Origin of the sequence: Paracoccus sigandri (assembly GCF_003709565.1) — a bacterium.
Classification (GTDB): domain Bacteria; phylum Pseudomonadota; class Alphaproteobacteria; order Rhodobacterales; family Rhodobacteraceae; genus Paracoccus; species Paracoccus siganidrum.
In genome coordinates this window covers 11,774-33,388 of the sequence record NZ_QNRC01000013.1, presented here as the reverse complement: position 1 = coordinate 33,388, position 21,615 = coordinate 11,774, and the positions used below count along the sequence as shown (strand labels likewise).

The 21,615-nt window shown below is 69.3% G+C and carries 23 protein-coding genes; 15 read left to right on the top strand and 8 right to left on the bottom strand.

The window, feature by feature from the left end; translation table 11 throughout:
* Positions 1–15 precede the first annotated feature (15 nt).
* The 7 genes from pgsA (at position 16) to C9E82_RS13110 (ending at position 4,149) form a co-directional block, all read left to right on the top strand.
* The gene (pgsA, locus tag C9E82_RS13140; protein WP_119897597.1) at positions 16–651 is read left to right on the top strand and encodes a CDP-diacylglycerol--glycerol-3-phosphate 3-phosphatidyltransferase; all 636 of its coding nucleotides are present in this window, start codon (positions 16–18) and stop codon (positions 649–651) included.
* Positions 647–892, top strand: coding sequence for a molybdopterin converting factor subunit 1 (moaD, locus tag C9E82_RS13135; protein WP_119897625.1), 246 nt, complete (start codon positions 647–649; stop codon positions 890–892). The genes pgsA and moaD overlap by 5 nt, the downstream gene beginning before the upstream one ends.
* Before the next feature lie 3 nt (positions 893–895).
* Positions 896–1,330 (top strand): molybdenum cofactor biosynthesis protein MoaE, encoded by a 435-nt coding sequence (locus C9E82_RS13130; RefSeq protein ID WP_119897596.1) that lies wholly within the window; start codon positions 896–898, stop codon positions 1,328–1,330.
* Between the two features lie 34 nt (positions 1,331–1,364).
* A complete protein-coding gene (locus tag C9E82_RS13125; protein ID WP_119897595.1) occupies positions 1,365–1,871 on the top strand; it encodes a hypothetical protein in 507 nt (168 codons plus the stop codon).
* Positions 1,872–1,942: 71 nt separating this feature from the next.
* Entirely contained in the window at positions 1,943–3,313 is a 1,371-nt protein-coding gene (locus C9E82_RS13120) for a glutamate--cysteine ligase (RefSeq protein WP_119897594.1), read from the top strand.
* Between the two features lie 61 nt (positions 3,314–3,374).
* Positions 3,375–3,626, top strand: a complete 252-nt coding sequence (locus C9E82_RS13115) for a hypothetical protein (protein ID WP_119897593.1) — start codon at positions 3,375–3,377, stop codon at positions 3,624–3,626.
* Positions 3,627–3,744: 118 nt separating this feature from the next.
* Entirely contained in the window at positions 3,745–4,149 is a 405-nt protein-coding gene (locus tag C9E82_RS13110) for a hypothetical protein (protein ID WP_119897592.1), read from the top strand.
* A gap of 3 nt (positions 4,150–4,152) precedes the next feature.
* Here C9E82_RS13110 and plsY read toward each other — a convergent pair whose 3' ends face one another.
* Genes plsY through C9E82_RS13095 form a run of 3 tightly spaced genes read right to left on the bottom strand, consistent with a single transcriptional unit; the run spans position 4,153 to position 6,976 of the window.
* Complete coding sequence (gene plsY, locus C9E82_RS13105) at positions 4,153–4,737, bottom strand: glycerol-3-phosphate 1-O-acyltransferase PlsY (protein WP_119897591.1); 585 nt, start codon at positions 4,735–4,737, stop codon at positions 4,153–4,155.
* The gene (pyrC, locus tag C9E82_RS13100; RefSeq protein ID WP_119897590.1) at positions 4,734–6,017 is read right to left on the bottom strand and encodes a dihydroorotase; all 1,284 of its coding nucleotides are present in this window, start codon (positions 6,015–6,017) and stop codon (positions 4,734–4,736) included. Before pyrC ends, plsY begins: the two co-directional genes overlap by 4 nt.
* Positions 6,014–6,976 carry an aspartate carbamoyltransferase catalytic subunit gene (locus C9E82_RS13095; RefSeq protein ID WP_119897589.1) on the bottom strand — a complete coding sequence of 321 codons (963 nt, stop codon included), beginning with the start codon at positions 6,974–6,976 and terminating at the stop codon, positions 6,014–6,016. Before C9E82_RS13095 ends, pyrC begins: the two co-directional genes overlap by 4 nt.
* A gap of 225 nt (positions 6,977–7,201) precedes the next feature.
* Between C9E82_RS13095 and C9E82_RS13090 the strand changes: the two genes are divergently transcribed.
* The 4 genes from C9E82_RS13090 to C9E82_RS13075 all read left to right on the top strand — a co-directional run bounded on the left by C9E82_RS13090 (position 7,202) and on the right by C9E82_RS13075 (position 10,606).
* Positions 7,202–8,575, top strand: coding sequence for an MATE family efflux transporter (locus tag C9E82_RS13090; RefSeq protein WP_119897588.1), 1,374 nt, complete (start codon positions 7,202–7,204; stop codon positions 8,573–8,575).
* 33 nt (positions 8,576–8,608) lie between these two features.
* Positions 8,609–8,845 (top strand): Lrp/AsnC ligand binding domain-containing protein, encoded by a 237-nt coding sequence (locus C9E82_RS13085; protein WP_119897587.1) that lies wholly within the window; start codon positions 8,609–8,611, stop codon positions 8,843–8,845.
* An 80-nt stretch (positions 8,846–8,925) separates the two neighbouring features.
* Positions 8,926–9,405, top strand: coding sequence for an SRPBCC family protein (locus C9E82_RS13080; protein ID WP_119897586.1), 480 nt, complete (start codon positions 8,926–8,928; stop codon positions 9,403–9,405).
* A gap of 82 nt (positions 9,406–9,487) precedes the next feature.
* Complete coding sequence (locus tag C9E82_RS13075; RefSeq protein WP_119897585.1) at positions 9,488–10,606, top strand: pyridoxal phosphate-dependent aminotransferase; 1,119 nt, start codon at positions 9,488–9,490, stop codon at positions 10,604–10,606.
* A gap of 108 nt (positions 10,607–10,714) precedes the next feature.
* On the opposite strand, the gene C9E82_RS13070 is transcribed toward C9E82_RS13075, so the two are convergent.
* Positions 10,715–13,804, bottom strand: coding sequence for a valine--tRNA ligase (locus C9E82_RS13070; RefSeq protein WP_119897584.1), 3,090 nt, complete (start codon positions 13,802–13,804; stop codon positions 10,715–10,717).
* A gap of 233 nt (positions 13,805–14,037) precedes the next feature.
* Between C9E82_RS13070 and C9E82_RS25275 the strand changes: the two genes are divergently transcribed.
* The 4 genes from C9E82_RS25275 to C9E82_RS13050 all read left to right on the top strand — a co-directional run bounded on the left by C9E82_RS25275 (position 14,038) and on the right by C9E82_RS13050 (position 18,397).
* Positions 14,038–15,507, top strand: coding sequence for a M28 family metallopeptidase (locus C9E82_RS25275; RefSeq protein WP_170162038.1), 1,470 nt, complete (start codon positions 14,038–14,040; stop codon positions 15,505–15,507).
* A gap of 62 nt (positions 15,508–15,569) precedes the next feature.
* On the top strand, positions 15,570–15,878 hold the full coding sequence (locus C9E82_RS13060; protein WP_119897582.1) for a lipocalin-like domain-containing protein: 309 nt from the start codon (positions 15,570–15,572) through the stop codon (positions 15,876–15,878).
* 77 nt (positions 15,879–15,955) lie between these two features.
* The gene (locus C9E82_RS13055) at positions 15,956–17,383 is read left to right on the top strand and encodes a zinc metalloprotease (protein WP_205962153.1); all 1,428 of its coding nucleotides are present in this window, start codon (positions 15,956–15,958) and stop codon (positions 17,381–17,383) included.
* 66 nt (positions 17,384–17,449) lie between these two features.
* Complete coding sequence (locus tag C9E82_RS13050) at positions 17,450–18,397, top strand: MvdC/MvdD family ATP grasp protein (protein WP_119897581.1); 948 nt, start codon at positions 17,450–17,452, stop codon at positions 18,395–18,397.
* A gap of 89 nt (positions 18,398–18,486) precedes the next feature.
* Here the strand turns inward: C9E82_RS13050 and fliP are convergent, their stop codons facing one another.
* Genes fliP through fliF form a run of 4 tightly spaced genes read right to left on the bottom strand, consistent with a single transcriptional unit; the run spans position 18,487 to position 21,600 of the window.
* Positions 18,487–19,203, bottom strand: coding sequence for a flagellar type III secretion system pore protein FliP (gene fliP, locus C9E82_RS13045; RefSeq protein WP_170162040.1), 717 nt, complete (start codon positions 19,201–19,203; stop codon positions 18,487–18,489).
* Entirely contained in the window at positions 19,203–19,460 is a 258-nt protein-coding gene (locus C9E82_RS13040) for a FliM/FliN family flagellar motor switch protein (RefSeq protein WP_119897580.1), read from the bottom strand. The genes fliP and C9E82_RS13040 overlap by 1 nt, the downstream gene beginning before the upstream one ends.
* Complete coding sequence (locus C9E82_RS13035) at positions 19,448–20,023, bottom strand: hypothetical protein (protein WP_119897579.1); 576 nt, start codon at positions 20,021–20,023, stop codon at positions 19,448–19,450. The genes C9E82_RS13040 and C9E82_RS13035 overlap by 13 nt, the downstream gene beginning before the upstream one ends.
* Positions 20,023–21,600, bottom strand: coding sequence for a flagellar basal-body MS-ring/collar protein FliF (fliF, locus tag C9E82_RS13030; RefSeq protein ID WP_240643490.1), 1,578 nt, complete (start codon positions 21,598–21,600; stop codon positions 20,023–20,025). The genes C9E82_RS13035 and fliF overlap by 1 nt, the downstream gene beginning before the upstream one ends.
* Positions 21,601–21,615: the final 15 nt, after the last annotated feature.

Below are 21,615 nucleotides of genomic sequence, written 5' to 3'. Positions count from 1 at the left end.
GACTAGCTTGCCGCCATGCGCTGGACCGTTCCCAATATCCTGACCCTTCTGCGGTTGATCGCGGCACCCGGCGTGCCGCTGATGTTTCTGTATTTCCACCGGCCCTGGGCCGACTGGGCGGCGCTGGCGCTGTTCCTGCTGGCGGCCGTGACCGACTGGTTCGACGGCTATCTGGCGCGGGCCTGGCAGCAGGAAAGCCGCTTCGGCGCGGCGATGGACCCGATCGCCGACAAGGCGATGGTGGTCATCGCGATCGTCGTCATCACCGGCTATTCCGGCATGAACCCCTGGCTGATCCTGCCCGCCACGGTGATTCTGTTCCGCGAGGTCTTCGTGTCCGGCCTGCGCGAATTCCTGGGCGCGAATGCGAAGCTGCTGAAGGTCACCTATCTGGCCAAGTGGAAGACCACCACCCAGATGGTCGCCATCGCGGTCCTGTTCCTGGGCACCGGCCTCGCCTATGTCGAACATGGCGAGCCGCCCCTGGTGGGCGAGGCGCATCTGCCCTGGTTCTCGGCCAGCTGGGCCGACCTGGCGACGCAGGCCGGCTTGTTGCTGATCTGGATCGCCGCCGGCCTGACGGCCTGGACCGGCTGGGAATATTTCGTGAAGGCGCGCCCCTATCTGCGCGATGATCGCCGTGGCAATTGACGTCCTCTATTTCGCCTGGCTGCGCGAGCGGATCGGCCAGCCCCGCGAACGGGTCGAGACCGGCGCTGCGACGGTGCGCGAGCTGGTGACCGAACTGGCCGCGCGCGACGACTGGCACGCGGCCGCCTTCGCCGATCTTTCCGCCGTCCGCTGCGCGGTCGATCAGCAGCTGGCCGACCTGGACGCGCCCCTGGACGGCGTGCGCGAGGTCGCCTTCTTCCCGCCGATGACCGGGGGCTAGGCGATGGCGGCGCGCGTCCAGACCGAAGCTTTCGATCTCGCGCAGGAACTGGCCGGCTTCGGCCGCGGGGCGGGCGCGGTGGTCAGTTTCACCGGCCTGGTGCGCGACGATACCGGCGCGATGCAGGCGCTGGAGATCGAGCATTATCCCGGCATGACCGAACGCGCGCTGCAGGATTACGGTGCCGAGGCCGCGCGCCGCTTCGGGCTCAGCGACTGGCTGATCGTCCACCGCCACGGCCGCCTTGCGGTCGGAGAGCCGATCATGATGGTCGCCACCGCCGCCCGCCACCGCCGCGCGGCCTTCGACGCGGCCGATTACCTGATGGACTGGCTGAAATCCCGCGCCCCCTTCTGGAAGCGCGAGATCGGCGCCGATGGCGGCGGCGACTGGGTGGCGGCGAAGGACAGCGACGAAGACGCGCTGGGGCGCTGGTGATCGCGGCGGCCGGCGCCCTGCGGCGGGCCGTGCCGTGATTCGCCCCGAATTGCGCGACTGGGCGGCGCGTCATGCCGAACTGCTGATCGCCGGGGCGATCGCCCTTGCCGGGCTGTGGCTGGCGCTGCGCGGCGGCTGGTTCTTCGGCGTGCTTGGCGGGCTTGCCCTGCTGGTGGGCGCCGCGCTTCTGGTCGGGGCGATCCGCCGGCTGCCCTTCCGGCGCGCCGTCGCCTCGCCCGGCATGGTCGAGATCGACGAGGGCGCGATCCGCTATTACGGCGCCCGCACCCTGGGCGGAGAGATCGCCCTGCGCGACCTGGTCCAGATCCGGCTGCTGATGGTGGCCGAGCATCCGCACTGGCAGCTGCGCAACCAGCGGGGCGAGGCGCTGCTGGTGCCGGTCGATGCGGCCGGGGCCGAGGCGCTGGCCCATGCCTTCACGGCGCTGGACGGGCTGGACATGGGCGCCGTCGCGCTGGCGCTGCAGCATCTGTCAAGTGGTTCCGCGACAATGCGCACCGTTTGGACGAGGCCGCATTGAGGCGGCTTGACTTGACCCTTGCGGCTTGCCACCTGTGACCGACCGGCAATCCAGAAAGGCCACGTTCACGCATGTCAGTTCCTCAGCAGGGCGGTGGCCCGATTGAAAGCCGCGATCAGCTTGCCGCCTATCTGGCCGCGGGCGAGAAGACGCCCGACCGCTGGCGCATCGGCACCGAGCACGAGAAGTTCGGCTATGACCACGCCCGGAACCTGCCGCTGCCCTACGAGGGCGACTGTTCGATCAAGGCGATGCTGACCGGCTTGCAGGAACGCTTCGGCTGGACGCCGGTGCTGGAGCAGGACAACATCATCGGCCTGGAACGCGACGGCGCCAATATCAGCCTCGAACCCGGCGGCCAGCTGGAGCTGTCCGGCGCGCCGCTGGAAACCATCCACCAGACCTGCGACGAGGTGAACCAGCACCTGGCCGAGGTGAAGGAGGTCGCCGACCGCATCGGCGCGGGCTTCATGGGCCTTGGCGCGGCGCCGATCTGGACGCAGGACCAGATGCCGATGATGCCCAAGGGGCGCTATCGGCTGATGACCGACTATATGGGCCGGGTCGGGACCATGGGCACCGACATGATGTACCGGACCTGCACCGTTCAGGTGAACCTGGATTTCGGCTCTGAATCCGACATGGTGCAGAAGCTGCGCGTGGCGCTGGCGCTGCAGCCGGTGGCCACCGCGCTGTTCGCGAATTCGCCCTTCCTGAACGGCAGGCCCAACGGCATGAAAAGCTGGCGCAGCCATATCTGGCAGAACCTGGACGACGCCCGCACCGGGATGCTGCCCTTCGTCTTCCAGGACGGCTTCGGCTACGAGGCCTGGGTGGATTACGTCCTCGATGTGCCGATGTATTTCGTCTATCGCGACGGCAAGTATATCGACGCGCTGGGGCAGAGCTTCCGCGACTTCCTGAACGGCCGCCTGCCGGCCCTGCCGGGCGAGGTGCCGACGCTGTCGGACTGGGCCGACCACCTGACCACGGTCTTCCCCGAGGCGCGGGTCAAGAAATTCATCGAGATGCGCGGCGCCGATGGCGGTCCGTGGCGCAGGCTTTGCGCGCTGCCCGCCCTGTGGGTCGGGCTGACCTATGACCAGACCGCGCTGGATGCTGCCTGGGACCTGGTCAAGGGCTGGGACCACGAGACCCGCGAGGGGCTGCGCCGCGCGGCCGCGCGCGATGCGCTGGCCGGCCAGGCGGGCGGCATCGGGCTGCACGATCTGGCGCGCGAGGTGCTGAAGATCGCCGAGCAGGGCCTGAAGAACCGCGCCCGCGCCGGGGCGGGCGGGCTGGTCCCGGACGAGACGCATTTCCTCAACGCCCTGAAGGAAAGCGTCGATTCGGGCAAGGTGCCCGCCGACGAGCTTCTGGCGAAATATCACGGCGAATGGCAGGGCGACCTGTCGCCGGTCTATCGAGAATATTCCTACTGACCTTGCCCCGGCCGCCAGCCTGCGCCAGCATCCTCGGGACTTTCCAAACCAGGAGACGGCAATGCGCGACTTTTTCATTCTGTGGATGGAGCGGATCATCAATGTGGTGGTCGTTCTGGGGGCTGCGATGATCGTGATCGGCGCGCTGATCACCATGTTCAGCGCGCAAGGGGGCTTCCTGCAGGGGCTGGCCGTGCTGCTGGCCGGGTCGCTGTACCTGATCCTGATGGCCGGGATGATCTATCTGGGCCTCGGCATCTACAACAACACCCGCCGCACCGCCGAGGCGGTCGAGAAGCTGGCGCAGCCCTGATCCGCCCGTCCCCCGCGCACGAGATTATGACCGGCGCCGGCCCGCGCCGGGCTTGCAACGCGCCGCCGCCGGTGGCACCCCGGATGCCGTGAAACACCGAAAAAATCGGGGGCAGGACATGCGGGCGGATGTGATGGTTTGGGTGCAGCGCGTCGTGGGCGCCGTCTTCGCGACGGGCGTCGTGGCGCTGATCGCGGCGGTCGTGACTTTGGCCACGCGGGCCGAGACGGTGCCGCCCCTGCCGATCTTCCTGGGCGTGCTGGGCCTGGTCGCGCTGGTCCTGCTGGCCGGCGCCTGCATGGCGCTGATCTCGATCGCGATTTCGGCGCGGCGCGGGGCGGAATCGCTGAAGCGCCTGGCCAGCCAGGCGGCGGCGGCCGGTCCCTCGGTCGGGCTGGCGCGGCCCTTCTCGGGCCAGCCGCTGCGCGAGGTGGCGCCGTCAGAACCGGCGTCCCAGGCCCCGGCCCGTGCCGCCACGCTGCCGGCGCGTCCCGCCGGGCGGACCTTGGTGGCCGAACGCTGAGGCTCAGCCCTTGCGGCCGATCCGGGGCTCGGTCCCGTCCAGCAGCCGCGCGATATTGGTGCGGTGGCGAAGGAAGATCAGCACCGCCATGAAGGCGCAGACCAGCGCCACGTCGGTGCGGCCCGCGGCCCAGGCGAAGACCGGCGACAGCGCCGCCGCCATCAGCGCCGACAGGCTGCTGATGCGGCTGATCCCCGCCGTCACCGCCCAGATCGCGCAGGCGCCCAGCCCCAGCGGCCAGTAGAGCGCGATCAGCGTGCCCAGGAAGGTCGCGACGCCCTTGCCGCCCTTGAAGCCCAGCCAGACCGGGAAGCAATGGCCCAGGAAGGCCGCGCCCCCGGCCAGCAGCGCCGCCGTCTCTCCGCCGAAATGGCGCGCCAGCAGCACGGCGATGGCGCCCTTGCCGGAATCCAGCAGCAGCGTGGCCAGCGCGGCGGGCTTGTTGCCGGTGCGCAGCACATTGGTCGCGCCGATATTGCCCGAGCCGATCTTGCGCAGGTCGCCCAGCCCCAGCGCCCGCGCGATCACCAGCCCGAAGGGGACCGAGCCCAGCAGATAGCCGAAAACCGCCCAGAGCGCCGCGATCATGGCCGTTCTCCGAAAACGCGCTTGCCCGCGACCCAGGTGCCCAGCACCCGGCCCTCCAGCCGCGCGCCGTCGAAGGGGGTGTTCTTCGATTTCGACAGAAGCGTGAAGCGGTCCAGCACGAAGGGCGCGTCGGGATCGAACAGGACCAGGTCGGCGGGCGCGCCGGCCGACAGCCGCCCGGCGGGCAGGCCCAGCCGCTTCGCCGGGTTCAGCGACATCGCCCGCCACAGCTGCGGCAGCGACAGCCCGCCCTGATGATAAAGCCGCATGGCGGCCGGCAGCAGCGTCTGCAGCCCGACCGCGCCGGGGGCGGCGGCCTCGAAGGGCAGGCGCTTGGATTCCTCGTCCTGCGGGGTGTGGAAGCTGGCGATCACGTCGATCAGCCCCTCGGCCACCGCCTGCACCATCGCCTGCCGGTCGTCCTCGGGGCGCAAGGGCGGGGTGAAGCGGAAGAAGGTGCGGTAATCGCCGACGTCGAATTCATTGAGCGTCAGGTGGTGGATCGAGATCCCCGCCGTCACGTCCAGCCCGCCCTCGCGCGCGCGCCGCAGCGCGGGCAGGGCGCCCGCCGTGGTGACCTGGTCGGCGTGCCAGCGGCAGCGGGTCATCGCGACCAGCGCCAGGTCGCGGTCCAGCCCCATCGATTCCGCCACGGGCGAGGCGGCGGGGATGCCGTAGAGCGAGGCGAACTTGCCGCTGGTCGCCGCCGCGCCCTTGGACAGGTCGGGTTCCTGCGGATGGCCGACGATCAGCGCGTCCAGCCCGCGCGCATAGGTCATGCAGCGCGCCAGCAGCTTCGCGTCGCGGATCACGCGCACCCCGTCCGAGAAGGCCACCGCGCCCAGGTCGGTCAGAAAGCCGATCTCGACCATCTCGCGCCCCTCGCGGGCCTTGGTCAGCGCCGCCATGTGGCGGATGTTGACCGGCGCGTCACTGGCGCGGCGGGTGACGAATTCCAGCGATTCCGGCGTGTCGATGGGCGGGGCGGTGTCGGGGCGCGCGATCACCGTGGTCACGCCGCCCGCCGCCGCCGCCAGCCCGGCGCTGCGGAAGCTTTCCTTGTGACGCTCGCCCGGCTCGCCGATCTTGACGCCCCAGTCGACCAGGCCGGGGGCCAGCGCGCGGCCCTGGCAGTCGATCACCGCCGCCCCTTCCGGCGCGGCCTCGTCCGGCGCGCCCGTCCCCGCGATCACGCCCTCGCGGACCAGCAGGCTGCCGGGGGTGTCGGTCTGCGCCTCGGGGTCGATCAGGCGGGCATTGGCGAAAAGCGTCGTGGTCATACCATCACTCCGGCGGCGGCGCGGCCGCGTTCGGCGCGCAGGTTGCGGGCCAGCAGGTCCAGCGCGGCCATGCGCACGGCCACGCCCATCTCGACCTGGTCCTGGATCACCGAACGGTTGATGTCGTCGGCGATGGTGCCGTCGATCTCGACGCCCCGGTTCATCGGGCCGGGATGCATGACGATGGCATCCGGCGCGGCCAAAGCCAGCTTTTCCGCGTCCAGCCCCCAGCGGTGGTAATATTCGCGCTCGGACGGGATGAAGCCGCCGTCCATGCGTTCGCGCTGCAGCCGCAGCATCATCACCACATCGGCGCCCTTCAGCCCCTCGCGCATGTCCTCGAACAGCTCCACGCCCATCTCGCTTGCGCCCGCGGGCATCAGCGTCGCCGGGCCGATCAGGCGGATGCGGTTCTCCATCTTGCCCAGCAGGATCAGGTTCGAGCGCGCGACCCGGCTGTGGGCGATGTCGCCGCAGATGGCGACGGTCAGGCGCTGCAGCCGGCCCTTGGCCCGGCGGATGGTCAGCGCGTCCAGAAGCGCCTGGGTGGGATGTTCGTGGCGCCCGTCCCCGGCATTGATGACGGCGCAATTGACCTTTTCGGCCAGCAGGTTGACGGCGCCGGAATGCGGGTGGCGCACGACCAGCAGGTCGGGCTGCATCGCGTTCAGCGTCAGCGCGGTGTCGATCAGCGTCTCGCCCTTCTTCACGCTGGAATGGGCGACGGCCATGTTCATCACGTCGGCCCCCAGCCGCTTGCCGGCCAGCTCGAAGCTGGACTGGGTGCGGGTCGAGTTCTCGAAGAACATGTTGATCTGGGTCAGCCCGGCCAGCGCGTCGGAATGCTTGACCGTGCGGCGGTTGAGCGCGACGTAATCCTCGGCCAGGTCCAGAAGCGTGACGATTTCGGAGGGCGCGAGGTGGTCGATGCCCAGAAGGTGACGGGCGCGGAAACTCATGGGCCTCCTCCATGTCGGCTGGAAACGGGCCTTCTATCGCAGATGCTTGACCGCCCGGCAAGCGGGGTGGGGGGCCGTCTGCCCCCGTCGCCGGCTGGTGCTTGAACCCGTGGCGCATCAGCCGGCGACCCCGAAGGTATTTTCAAGCAGTGCGAGAGGCAGGTTTTTGCAGGACGTGCAAATCGGGTGATTGCCGGAACCGGCGGGCAAGGATATGCCGCTGAAATGAGCAGCCGTTACGCCCCCCATGTCGCCGCGACCCTGTCGCTGGGTCTGCCGCTGATCGGCAGCCACCTGGCGCGCATGGCCATCGGGGTCAGCGACACGGTGATGATCGGCTGGTACGGGGTGGTGCCGCTGGCGGCGCTGGTCATCGCGACCTCGTTCTTCCATGTGCTGTTCTTCCTGGGCATGGGCTTCGGCACCGGGGTGATGGGGCTGATCGCCACCCATATCGCCAGCGGCAACGAGACCGAGGTGCGGCGCGGCGCGCGCATGGCTTTGTGGCTGTCGGCGGGCTATGCGCTGGCGGTCATGCCGCTGATGTGGTTTTCCGGGCCGATCCTGCTGGCCCTGGGCCAGACCCCCGAGGTGGCCGCGCTGGCCCAGCAATATCTGCGCATCGCGGGCTGGGGATTGCCGGCGGTGCTGGGGCAGCTGACGCTGAATTCCTACCTGGCGGCGCTGGAGCGCACGGCGGTGGTGATGTGGGTCACGCTGGTCGGGCTGGGCGTGAACATCCTGCTGAACTGGATCTTCATCTTCGGCAACCTGGGCATGCCCGAGCTGGGCGTGAAGGGCGCGGCGATCACCAGCCTGTCGGTGCAGGTGCTGCAGCTGGCGGCGCTGGTGCTCTATGCGCGCTGGCTGCCGCGGGCGCGGCAATACCAGCTGTTCCACCGCTTCTGGCGGCCGGACTGGCAGGCGCTGCGCGAGGTGGCGCGGATCGGCTGGCCGATCGGGCTGACCATGGTGGCCGAGGGCGGGCTGTTCGTCGGCTCGAACGTGATGATGGGCTGGATCGGGACGCAGCAGCTGGCGGCGCACGGGATCGCGCTGCAAATCACCTCGATCACCTTCATGGCGCATCTGGGCCTGTCGAATGCCGCGACGGTGCGGGTCGGGCAGGCCAAGGGGCGCGGCGACGCGATCTGGATGCGCGACGCCGCCGTGACGGTGATCGGGCTGTCGCTGGTCTTCGCCTGTATCGCCATCGCCATCTACCTGCTGTTCGCCCGGCCGCTGGTGATGCTGTTCCTGGACCCCGGCGATCCGCAGGCGCCCGCCATCGTCGCCATCGGCGCGGGGCTTCTGCTTTACGCGGCGCTGTTCCAGCTGACCGACGCCTTCCAGGTGATCGCGCTTGGTTTCTTGCGCGGGGTGCATGACACCCGCGTGCCGATGGTGATCGCCGGCTTCAGCTATTGGGCGGTGGGGATGCCGGTCGCCTATGGGCTGGCCTTTCCCCTGGGCGTCGGCCCCGCCGGCCTGTGGCTGGGGCTCTGCGTCGGCCTGACGCTGGCCGCGATCCTGCTGATGGCGCGTTTCTGGCGCGGCCATGCGCGCGGGGACTGGACCCCGCGACCGCCCGCGCGCTAACCTGCCGCCGCCCCCGCTGACAGGAGAGCCGCGATGCGCCCCGTTTTCGTCCAGTTCCGCTGCGCCCCCGGCAAGACCTACGAGGTCGCCGAGGCCATCTATGACCGCGAGGTCGTCAGCGAGCTTTACTCGACCTCGGGCGATTACGACCTGCTGGCCAAGATCTACATCCCCGAGGACGAGGATGTCGGCCGCTTCCTGTCCGATCGCCTGTTCGACATTCCCCATATCAGCCGCACCCTGACCACGATGACCTTCCGCGCCTTTTAGGCCCGCGCCCCCTGCCGGTTGACGCATGGCCGGCTTGCGCGGCAGGCTGTGCGGGCGATGCAGAACGAGAGGGCCGAAGGATGCCGAAGAATGTCGTGACCGTGGATGGCAATGATCTGGTGATCTCGCGCCATCTGGATGCCCCGCCCGACCGCATCTGGCGCGCCTGGGTCGAGCCCGACCAGCTGCGGCAATGGTTCGCCCCGAAGCCGGTCGAGGTCCTGCGCGCCGCGCTGGAGCCGCGCCCCGGCGGCATCTGCGACATCGCCATGCGGATGCCCGACGGCACCGAGATCGACCAGGGGCCGGGCTGCGTCCTGCTGGCCGAGCCGAACCACAAGCTGATCTGGACCGATGCGCTGGGGCCGGAATTCCGCCCGACCGGCACCGGCTTCATCACCGTGATCGTGCTGATGGACCCCGAGGAAGGCGGCGGCACGCGCTATTCCGCGCGCGTGCTGCACAAGGACGAGGCGGACCGCCGCAAGCACGAGGAAATGGGCTTCGCCGAGGGCTGGGGCCAGTGCCTGGACCAGCTTGCGGCGCTGGTCGAAGGCTGAACGCCGTTCCGGCCGTGCGCGCAGCCGGGACTTGCGGGACGGGACTTGTGGAAGGGGGCCGAATCGGCCATCGCTTGCAGCCATGAAAACACCGCGCTTCGCCCCGATCCCGGCGGCTCTTCCCGCCACCGTGCCCTTCACCGGCCCCGAGACCCTGCAACGCCGGCTGGGCCGCCCCTTCGCCGCCCGCCTGGGCGCGAACGAGAACGGCTTCGGCCCCAGCCCCCGCGCCGTCGAGGCGATGCGGGCCGAGGCCGGGTTGGTCTGGCAATATGGCGATTCGGTCAGCTTCGATCTGGTGCAGGCGCTGGCCGGACGGCTGGGGGTGACGCCCGGCCATATCCAGGTGGGCGAGGGGATCGACGGGCTTCTGGGCCTGCTGGTGCGGCTGATGATCGCGCCGGGTGATGCGGTGGTGACCTCGGACGGGGCCTATCCGACCTTCAACTATCACGTCGCGGGTTTCGGAGGCGTGCTGCACAAGGCCCCCTATCGCGACGATGCCGAGGACCCGCAGGCCCTGCTGGACCTTGCCTGGCGGACCGGCGCGCGGCTGGTCTACCTGGCCAATCCCGACAACCCGATGGGCAGCTGGCTGGCCGGCGGCGCGATCGAGGAGATGGTGGCGATGCTGCCCGAAGACTGCCTGCTGATCCTCGACGAGGCCTATGCCGAATTCGCCCCGGCCGAGGCGGTGCCGCAAATTTCGGCCGACGATCCCCGCGTGATCCGGATGCGGACCTTTTCCAAGGCCTATGGCATGGCCGGCGCGCGGGTCGGCTATGCCATCGGCCATCCCGAGCTGATCGCGGGCTTCGACCGGATCCGAAACCATTTCGGCATGTGCCGCATCTCTCAGGCCGGCGCGCTGGCGGCGCTTGGCGACGAGGACTGGCTGGCCCATATCCGCACCAGCACCGCCGCCGCCCGCGACCGGATCGGCCGGATCGGGGCGGAGAACGGGCTTCGCGCGCTGCCCTCGGCCACCAATTTCGTGGCGCTGGACACCGCCCGCGACGGCGCCTTCGCCCGGCAGCTGGTCGCCGCGCTGGAGACGGAAGGCGTCTTCGTCCGCATGCCCGGCGTCGCGCCGCTGGACCGCTGCATCCGCATCAGCTGCGCCCCCGCGCCAGAGCTGGACGTGCTGGCCGAAACCCTGCCGCGCGCGCTGGCCCGTCTGCGGCATCCGTCGCACCCGTGACGCGCCGGCGGATGGGTATTTTATCAACAGAGAAGCCGGCTTCTTCGTTGTTCCAAATACCCCCGCCGGAGGCGCCGGCGCTCTTGGCGGGTGCGCCGGCGCGAGGGCTTACATCGCCGCCAGCTGGGCCAGCGCGGCGTTCAGCCGGGCGATGTCGTCCTCCAGAGCGGCCAGCTTGTCGCGGGTTTCCTCGATCACCTCGGCTTCCGCATTCTCGGTGAATTTCGGATTGCCCAGGCGCTTGCGCAGGCCCTCGGCGTCCTTTTCCGACCGCGCCAGCGCCTTTTGAAGCCGCGCGGTTTCCGCCGCCACGTCGATCACCTCGCCGATGGGCAGGGCGAAACTGGCGCCCTGGGCGGCCACCGCGATCATGCCCTTGCCCGCCCTGCCGTCGACGGGGGCGTTCACGCGGGCCAGCCGTTCGATCAGCGGGGCATTGGCGGCCAGGGCCGAACGGGCGGCAACGTCGGCCTCGGTCACCACCAGGTCCAGCTTGGCGCCCGCCGGGACGCCCATCTGCGCGCGGGCCGAGCGGACCCCTTCGATCAGCGCGATCACCCAGTTGATTTCCCGGTCGGCGGCGGCGTCGATCAGTTCCGCGCCATAGGCCGGCCAGTCGCCATGGACCAGCATCTTCGTCCGGTCGCCGGTCAGGCGCCACAATTCCTCGGTGACGAAGGGCATGATCGGGTGCAGCATCAGGTAGCACTGGTCCAGCACCCAGCCCATCGTGGCGCGGGTTTCCCCGGCATGGCTGCCGTCGAACAGCGGCTTGGCGAATTCGACATACCAGTCGCAGACCTTGCCCCAGACGAAGGCATAGAGCCCGGCCGCCGCGTCGTTGAAGCGATAGGCGGCCAGGGCCTCGTCGGTGGCGATGCGGATGCGGGCGACCTCGCCGATGATCCAGCGGTTGACGGTATGCGCGGGTTCGGGCCGGGGGCCGCCGCCGCGAACGCCGTTCATCTCGGCGAAGCGGGTAGCGTTCCAGATCTTGGTGACGAAATTGCGGAAACCCTCGACATGGCGCGGGCCCAGCTTCGGGTCGCGGCCCATCGCCGCCATCGAGGCCAGCGTCATCCGCAGCGCGTCGGCGCCGAAATCGTCGATCAGCACCAGCGGGTCGATGACGTTGCCCTTGGACTTGGACATCTTCGCGCCCTTTTCGTCCCGCACCAGGCCGTGGACATAGACGGTGCGGAAGGGCACGTCGCCGACCACCGCCAGCTGCATCATCATCATCCGGGCGACCCAGAAGAAGATGATGTCGAAGCCGGTCACCAGCACGTCGGTCGGGAAATACTTGCGCAGTTCCTCGGTGTTCTCGGGCCAGCCGAGCGTGCCGATGGGCCACAGCCCCGAGCTGAACCAGGTGTCCAGCACGTCCGGGTCGCGCCAGACCGGATAGAGCAGGTGGGTCGGGTCCTGCGACAGGTTGTAGTCGGCCCAGCTTTGCGCCAGCATGTCGATCGCCGCCTCGCGATCGGCCACCTCGACGATGCGGCTGACCTCCAGCGGCTGGGGCAGGCCGGCGATGTCGTCGCGGAACCGCTTGCGCACATCGTCGAAATGCGCGGCGCAATGCTGGCGCTCGCCGGTATGGACGATGCCGTCGGCCAGCAGGCGGAACAGTTCTACCTCGTCCAGCGCGCCGTCGCCCTCGTCATCGGTGAAATTTTCGATCCCCAGGTCCAGCCCGTACCAGACCGGGATCTGGTGGCCCCACCACAGCTGGCGGCTGATCGTCCAGGGTTCGATATTCTCCAGCCAGTTGAAATAGACCTTCCTGTGCTGCTCGGGCAGGATCTCGGTGCGGCCCTCGCGCACTGCGTCCAGCGCGGGCTGGACGATCCGCGCCGTGTCCACGAACCACTGGTCGGTCAGCATCGGCTCGATCACCACGCCCGAGCGGTCGCCGAAGGGCTGCATGATCGGCTTCTGATCGACCAGCGGGCGGCGCTCCAGATGCTCGGCCCCGGTCTCGGGGTCGATCTCCTTGTGCAGCCGGGTCACCGCCAGCCCCTCGGCGGTGATCGCCTCGATCACCCGCTTGCGGGCCTCGAGGCGGTCCAGCCCGCGCAGCTCGTCCGGCACCAGGTTCACGTTCGACACGTCGCCCACATCCTCGCCCCGCGCGGCGCGGGTGGCGATCTCGGCGGATTCGGCATAGGGCAGGCCGTCCTCGCGCATCCGCGCCTTGCCGTCCATCAGCGCATAGAGCGGGATGCCGTTGCGCATCGCCACGCCGTAGTCGTTGAAGTCATGCGCGCCGGTGATCTTGACCGCGCCCGAGCCGAAATCCGGGTCGGGATAGTCGTCGGTGATGATCGGGATCAGCCGGCGGTGTTCCTTCGGGCCCACCGGGATCTCGCACAGCTTGCCGACGATCGGGGCATAGCGCGCGTCGCCGGGATGGACCGCCACCGCGCCGTCGCCCAGCATGGTCTCGGGCCGGGTCGTGGCGATGCTGATATAGTCGCGCGTCTCGCGCAGGGTGACGTTGCCGTCGGCGTCGCGTTCGACATATTCATAGGTCTCGCCGCCCGCCAGCGGATATTTGAAATGCCACATATGGCCGGGAACCTCGCGGTTCTCGACCTCCAGGTCGCTGATCGCGGTCTCGAAATGCGGGTCCCAGTTCACCAGCCGCTTGCCGCGATAGATGATGCCCTTGTCGTAAAGCTCGACGAAGACGCGGATCACGGCGTCGTGGAAATTGCCCTCCTCGCCCGCCGGGGCGCCCGGCGCGCCGGACATGGTGAAGGCGTTCCGCGACCAGTCGCAGGAGGCGCCCAGCCGCTTCAGCTGGTTGATGATCGTGTCGCCCGATTCCTGCTTCCACGCCCAGACCTTTTCCAGGAAGGCCTCGCGCCCGATCTCGCGCCGGTTGGGTTCCTGCCGTTCGGCCATGCGCCGTTCGACCACCATCTGGGTGGCGATGCCGGCATGGTCCTGGCCGGGCTGCCACAGCGTGTCGAAGCCGCGCATCCGGTGCCAGCGGACCAGGATGTCCTGCAGCGTGTTGTTGAAGGCATGGCCGATATGCAGGCTGCCGGTCACGTTGGGCGGCGGGATCATCACCGTGAAGGTTTCCCTGCGCGAGGCATTGGCCCCGGCGGCGAAGGCGCCCTGCGCCTCCCATTCGGCGCTGATCCGGGCCTCGGCGGCCTTGGCGTCAAAGCTCTTGTCCATCGTCATGTCGGCTGATCCCCTTGCTTGGGGATGGATTAGCGAAATGACGCGCAAAGGCCAAGAGACGCCGCGCAACTCGTCGGGCTGCCGGCGGGCCGGGTAAGGACGCGCCCGGCGCGATGAACCGCATTTGAATTACCGGATGCGGATCCGATTATTAATGATCCGCAATGCGCATATGATAATTAATTTGATTTTCATTTAATTTGAAATATCATCGGATCAGATTGGGGGCGATGATGAAATATGCCACGATTCATGCCGATGACGCCGCCATTCCCGGCCTGATTGCCGTGATCGAGGAGCGCCGCGGCTGGTGGAGCCGGCTTGGCACCGATCTGTTCCTCTGCGTGGCCAATGACGGCTGGCCCGGCCTGGCCAGGGCGCTGCAGGATGCGGGCCATGTCCTGGGCGTGCAGGGCAGCGTCCGGCAGGGCGCACTTTGGCTGGTCGTGCAGAAGGGTCGCGCCTTCCAGCGCGAACATCCCAGGGCGCGCGTGCTGCTGGACAAGGGGCGCTATCTGGTCGCCGAGCTGACGAAGGCGCAGGCGGAACGCATGGCGGCGCGGGGCGAGGGCTGCTTCCAGGTCATGGCGCTGCCCCGGAACGCGGCGGTCTTCCAGACCCATGCGCCGCGGCGGGCCAGGGCGATGCCGCCCGCCGCCCCGGCCCTGGTCGCCGGGGTCCAGGACGAGGTTTTCCGCCAGGCGATCACGCATCTTGTCTCTTATCGCACGCGCCATTCGACCAGCGCGGACTATGCGCAGGCCGCGGCATGGGCGCAGGCGCAGTTCCAGGCGCTGGGGCTGGCGGCAAGAACCGTCCCGATCACGGTCGGCGGCGGGACAAGCGCCAATGTGATCGCGACGAAGCCCGGCCTCGGCCCGGATGCGGGCCAGGTTCTGGTGGTCGGGCACCTGGATTCGGTCAATCATCCGGGCGGCCCGGATGCCCCCGCGCCCGGCGCCGACGACAATGCCAGCGGCTCGGCCGGGGTGCTGACCCTGGCTGCCGCCGCCGCCGCGCATGATTTCGCCCATGACCTCACCTTCATCCTGTTCGGCGGAGAGGAGCAGGGGCTGCACGGCTCCACCCAATATGTCGCCGGGCTGGAGGGTGAGGCGCGGGCGCGGATCCGCGCGGTGCTGAACATGGACATGATCGGCTCGGTCAATGCCCAGCCGCCCGCGGTGCTGCTGGAGGGCGCGGCCCTCAGCCAGCCGCTGATCGACCGGCTGGCCGAGGCGGCAGGCGCCTTCACCGACCTGGATGTGCAGGTCTCGTTGCAGCCCTTCGGCAGCGATCACATGCCGTTCCTGGACGCGGGCATCCCGGCCGTGCTGACGATCGAGGGGACCGACGGCGCCAATGACGCCATCCATACCGCGAATGACCTGCTGGACCGGATCGACATGGGCTATGCGCTGCAGATCCTGCGGATGAATGCCGGCTGGCTGGCGCAGGAGGCCGGGCTGGCCGAGCCCGCGCTGCCGCGGCCCGACGCCCCGGCGGCGGGCTGCGGCAATGCGGGGCCGGCGGCGTTCGACCAGGCGGTGCTGGCGGCGCAGAACCAGCTGGCCGGGCATTACCAGGCGCTGCTGGCGCAATATGCGCGGCTGGATCGGGACGGGCTGCTTGCGCCGGGCGACCTGGTCGAGCGACAATCGCTCTGGGCGCTGTGCGATCATCTGCGCTCCGACTGCGGTTGAGGCCGGGGGCCGGGGCGTTCGCGGGCGCCAGGGCGGCGCCCGCCACAAGGGAAGGGAAAGCGATGGCCGACGAAGCGAAGCTTTGCCGCGAATGGATCGAGATCCGCGAGGAAACCACGGCGGATCATTTCGTCTTCCGTTCCAGCACCGTGCAGATCCCGCCGACGCGGGGCGGGCGCCGGGGGCTGGAGCTGTCGGAATCCGGGCTTGCCGAGGCGAAGGCCCCCGGTCCGACCGATGCGATGCAGAGCCAGGGAACCGGGCGGTGGAGCCTCGAGGGCGACATGCTTCATATCGAGCTGCCGGGATGGGCGGGCGATTACGAGATCGAGGAGCTGAAGGACAATATCCTTGTCCTGAAGAAGCGCTGACCCGCCGCCGGCAGACGGGAATTGCCCGCCGCGCGTGACGGCGGGGCGGGAAAACCATTGTTTCAGTGGAGGTCATCATGGCGGAGAACAATACCAAGGTCTGCCGCAGCTGTGGCACCATGCAGGTGCATCGGCGGCTGTTGGACAGCGACCCCGACTATGCGCGCAGGCTGGCGCGGATCGAGGAGCAGGCCTTCCGTGCCCGGCGCGGCATGATGCCGCTGCGTCCGGGCTGCACGCGGATCCCGGTGGTGGTGCATGTGGTCTGGAAGACCCCCGCGCAGAACATCTCTCAGGCGCAGATCGACAGCCAGATCGCGGTGCTGAACCAGGATTTCCGGGCCACCAACGGCGACATCTCGACCGTGCCCGCGCCCTTCGCGCCGCTGACCGGCGATGCGCGGCTGGTCTTCGCGCTGGCCGATCGCGACCCGGCGGGCAACCCGCATGACGGGGTGGTCCGGGTGCAGACCGATCGCGACGGCTTCGGATCCGACGATGCGGTGAAATTCTCGTCCTCGGGCGGCTCGGACGCGTGGCCGCGCGACGAATACCTCAACATCTGGGTCTGCCAGCTGACGGGCGGGCTTCTGGGCTATGCGCAATTTCCGGGCGGCGCGGCCGCGACCGATGGCGTCGTCGTCACCCATACCGGCTTCGGCACCACCGGCACCGCCAGCCCGCCCTTCAACCGCGGCCGCACCACCACGCACGAGATCGGCCACTGGCTGAACCTGCGCCATATCTGGGGCGACGACGGCGGGGGCTGCTCGGGCAGCGATTTCGTCGACGACACCCCCAACCAGGGCGGGCCGAATACCGGGGAGCCGAGCTTTCCGACGATTTCCTGCAGCAACGGGCCGAATGGCGACATGTTCATGAATTTCATGGATTATGTCGACGACGCGGCGATGGTGATGTTTTCCGAGGGCCAGGTGGTGCGGATGCATGCCTGTCTGGACGGGCCGCGCAGCGCCATCGGCGAGACGGTGCCCTGCGGCGGCAAGCCGCCCTTCAAGGATGCCGCCAAGGATCCGCTCTCGGATCCGGTTCCTAAGTCGCTGGCCAACGATCCGCCGAAAAGCATCATCCAGGACGGCCCGAAGAACCCGGTGCAGGATCCGCCGAAACCGCCGATCTATGACCCGCCGAAGGGGATTTTCGAGCCGCCGAAGCAGGTGATCGACCCGCCCAAGGGGATCGCGGACCCGCCCAAGGGCCTGACCGATCCGCCGAAATCGGCGCTGGAGCCGCCCTTCGGCCCGCCGCTGGGGCCGCCGGTCGTGACGCCGCCGATACAGCCGCCCATGCAGCCGGCGACGCCCTTCGTGCTGGGCACCGGCGCGCCTGCCGCCTCGGCCCAGCAACCCGCGCCGCTGCTGGCGCATTACGCGCAGATCCTGCAAAGCTATGCCAGCCTTCACCAGCGCGGCCTGCTCGACGCGCAGGGGCTGGCGGCCTGGCAGCAGGCCTATGCGGCCTATCAGCAGCTGGGCGGCCGATAGCGGGCGGAGGCGAAGACGCGGCCCGCCGCGGCGGCGGGTCCGTATCTGCTGCGAAAGGGCGGCCCGATGATCCTGATCCTCTCGTTCATCGACAACGACCATGTCCGGCGCGTGGTGCAGCATCTGACCATGCCCTGTCAGGTCGTGGATATCGGCTGGTTCCCCTCGCGGATGCGGATGCACGCCCGGACCGGGCGGCGGGCGGACAGCTTTCAGCTGACATTGCCGGACGGGCAGCGGCTGGACCTGGACGCGGTGCGGGCGGTCTGGCACCGGCGGGTGCGGCCCTTCACGCTGGATCCGGCGCTGACCGACCAGACGGCGCGGCTGTTCGCCTGGTCGGAATGCACCGAGGCCCTGGCGGGGATGTGGCACGCGATGCCCTGTTTCTGGATGAACCCGCCCGATGCCGACGACCGGGCGCTGAAGAAGGTGATGCAGCACCGGCTGGCGCATCGGCTGGGGCTGCGGGTGCCGGAAACCCTGGTCACCAACGACCCCGACGAGGCGCGCGCCTTCATCGACGCCCATGCCGCCGCCGGGGTGATCCGCAAGGCGTTCCGCAACATCCCGCAGGCGCCGCGCAACACGCTGCTGCTGGGGCCTGCGGACCTGGCGCGGCTGGACAGCGTGGCCTACGCGCCGGTGATCTTCCAGGAATACGTCCCGCTGGCGCTGGATCTGCGGGTGACGGTGGTGGACGGCGAGATCCACGCGACCTCGTTCCGCTCTCGCCCGGAATACGAGGTCGACTATCGCCCCGGCATCGGCAGCGCCGAGGTGGCGCCCTATGCGCTGCCCGATGATGTCGCGGCGAAGCTTCTGGCGCTGATGGCGCAGATGAACCTGTATTTCGCCGCCGCCGATTTCCGCCTGACCCCGGAGGGCGAGCATGTCTTCTTCGAGATCAACCCGGCGGGCGAATACCTGTTCTGCTCGGACCGGACCGGGCAGCCCATCCCGCAGGCGATCGCGGCGGCGCTGGAGCGCCGCGCAAGGGCCGGGGGGCGATAGGTCCCGAACCGCCCGGCCGCGCCGGATCGGGGCCCTTGCGCCGGTCGCGGGCGGCGGCGCTTCCCTGGCGTGCATGTGCCCCGGCCCCGCTATTGATAGCCGCGGATCAGCGCCCCGGCGATCATCGACCAGCCATCGACGACGACGAAGAAGGCCAGCTTGAAGGGCAGCGAGACCACCACCGGCGGCACCATCATCATCCCCATCGCCATCAGCACGGCGGCGACGACGAGGTCGATGATCAGGAAGGGCAGGGCCAGCAGGAAGCCGATCTCGAAGGCGCGCTGGATCTCGGACAGCATGAAGGAGGGCACCAGGACCGACAGCCGGTCGGGATCGGCCATCGAGGCCGGGGCGATCTCGGCCAGGCCCTGCAGGGTGTCGGGATTGGTGCGGGCCTCCATGAAGGCGCGGAAGGGGACGATGCCGCGCTCGAAGGCCTCGGCGAAGCCGATCGAGCCGTCCCTGAGCGGCGCGCCCGCCACCGTCCATGCCTCGCGCAGGACCGGGTCCATGATGAACCAGGTCAGGAACATCGCCAGGCTGACGATCAGCATGTTGGGGGGCGACTGCTGCAGCCCGATCGACTGGCGCAGGATCGACAGCACGGTCACGATGAACGGAAAGCAGGTCACCATGATCGCCATGCCGGGCGCCAGCGACAGCGCCGTCAGGGCCAGCAGCAGCATGACCGAGTTCCGCCCCAGCCCCTCTCCCAGCCCTTGCGCCGCCTGTTCCAGGCCGGCCATGTCCTGCGCATGTCCCGTGCCGGGGACCAGCAGCACCAGCAGAAGGGCGAGGCGGATCACGGGGCCTCCGAGGCGCCGATGACGCGCACGCAGAGCCGGTCCTCGGGCGTGCCGTCCCCGGTCAGCTCGCCCCGCGCGATGACCTTGTCGCCGACGCAGATCTCGACCCCGTCGCCGATCGCCTGGTCCAGCGTCAGGATGTCGTCGGGCCGCAGGGCCGCCAGCTGGGCGACCGTCTGCCGGGTCCGGCCCAGCCGGATGGTGATTTCGACCTGGATGGTGTCGGTGTCGATCAGATGGCTCAATGCGTCCATGTTTCCTCGCTTTCGGTGATTTCGGCGACAAGCGCGCGGATGTCCTGCGCGACCCGGTCGGCAGAGAATTCGATCCGCCCGCCCTCCAGCGACAGGCTGATGCGGTCGCTGTCGCAGCCCTCCAGTTCGACCTGGTCCAGGCCGGCCTCTTGCAGGCAGCGCTCGACCATGCCGCGCAGGCCGGGATTGCAGGTGATGCGGCAGCGCAGCGGCGCGGTCAGGCCGGCAAGGCGGTGCAGCTCGGCCAGCAGCGCCTCCTCCATCCGCCGCGATTGCGCCGAGGGGACCAGCATGTCCAGGATCGCCGACAGGACCGGCGCCAGCGCCTGCACCGCCTCCTCGCGCAGCGCCGCGCGGCGCGCCTCGTCGGCGGCAAGCGCCTCTGCCAGGCGTTCCAGCCCGCTGCGCAGGCTCTGGACGTCCTCGTCCAGGCGCTGGCTGCGGCCATCGGCCAGCCCGTCGGCATAGGCAAGGTCCAGGTCGTCGCGGGTGAAGCCGGCGCCGCCCCGTTTGCCGGGCAAGGAGGCGGTGAAGGATTCAAGTTTGATGACGGCGGGTGACATCAGGCGTTCTCCTTGTCGTCGATCCAGCCCGAGAGGATCTTCACGCTTTCCTCGTGCCGCTCTCGCATCATGCCGCGCAGGCGGGCCACGGGATCGGCAGGGGGCAGCGACAGCTGTTCGCGGCGCGCCGGCTCGGGCATCTCGGTCCGCGAGGGGGGCAGGATCGAGGCCTCGGCGGGTTCGGGATCGCCGGCGGCCGGCAGTTGCGGCGGGGTGCCGGCGTCCAGCGCAAGGCGTGTGGCGGCGCCGGCCTGGCCGCGGGCGCGCAGGACCGGGCGCAGCACCAGCAGGATCACCGCCAGCGCGAACAGGCCGATCAGCGCGATCCGGGCCAGCCCGTTCAGCTCCAGCCGGTCCAGCAGGCCGGGGCTGGCCAGGGTGCCGTTCTCGCCCAGGGCCGCGAAGGGCAGGGACTTCACCGTCAGCAGGTCGCCGCGCGCCTCGTCATAGCCGATGGCGGAGGCGACCAGTTCGCGCAATGTCTCAAGCTCGGCATCCGGGCGCGCCACGACCTGGACCTCGCCGCCGGTGCCGGTCTGCGGCACGCCGTTCACCAGCACCGCGACGGTCATCCGCCGGGTCGCCCCCGGCTGTCGCGAGACCTCGCGGGTCAGGGTGCTGACCTCGTAATTCTGCTGCTGGCGCGCCTCGGACCGCGTCGATTCGCTGCGATCGCCCGATGCCTGGTCGCCATCGGGCAGGTTCGAGGCCGCGGTGACCGCGCCCGATCCGGTCGAATTGCTCTGGTCGGTGCTTTCCTCGCTGACCTGAGAGATCAGCGCCCGCTGGTCGGGATCGAAGCGCTGCTCCAGCAATTGCTCGGTTTCGGTGACCAGGTCCAGGTTCAGCTCGACGATCGCATTGCCCGGCCCGACATGGGATTCCAGGATACGCTCGACATTGCGCTTCAGCGCCGCGGCACGATCCAGCCCGCTCGCGTCCTCGCCGGTCGAGACGATGCCCGCGACCGAATCGATCACCGTCACGCTGTCGGGCGACATGCCCGGAACGCCGGACGAGACCAGGTATTTCAGCGCCGCCGCCTGTTCGCGCGTGACGGTCGCGCCGTTGGTGGTCAGCGTCACCGAGGCGTTGCCGGTCAGCTCGCGGCGATAGCCGCGGCCGTTTTCGACGGCCAGGTGGACGCGCGCGGCCTTCACGTTCGGCAGCGCAAGGATCGTGCGCGCCAGCTCGCCCTCCTTCGCGCGCCAATAGGCGGCGTCGAACATCTGCGAGGTGGTGCCGAAACCCGACATCCCGTCCAGCAACTCGTATCCGGCGCCGCCGCGCGCGGGCAGGCCCTGGCCGGCAAGATCCATCCGCAGGCGGTCGCGCTGGCTGGCATCGACCCAGATGGAATCGCCCTGGACCCGATAGGCGACGCCCGCCCGTTCTATCCCCGCGATCACCTCGCCGGCCTGGGCGGGATCCAGCCCGCCATAGAGCAGCGCCATGTTCGGCCGGTTCGCCAGCCAGCCGAAGGCGATCACTGCCAGGAAGGTCGCCACGAAGGCCGCCGCGAGGATCGTTTTCTGTTGAGAGCTTCGCTCTTTCCAATAGTCCTGCAGTTTTTGCAAAACCGGCCCTTTCGA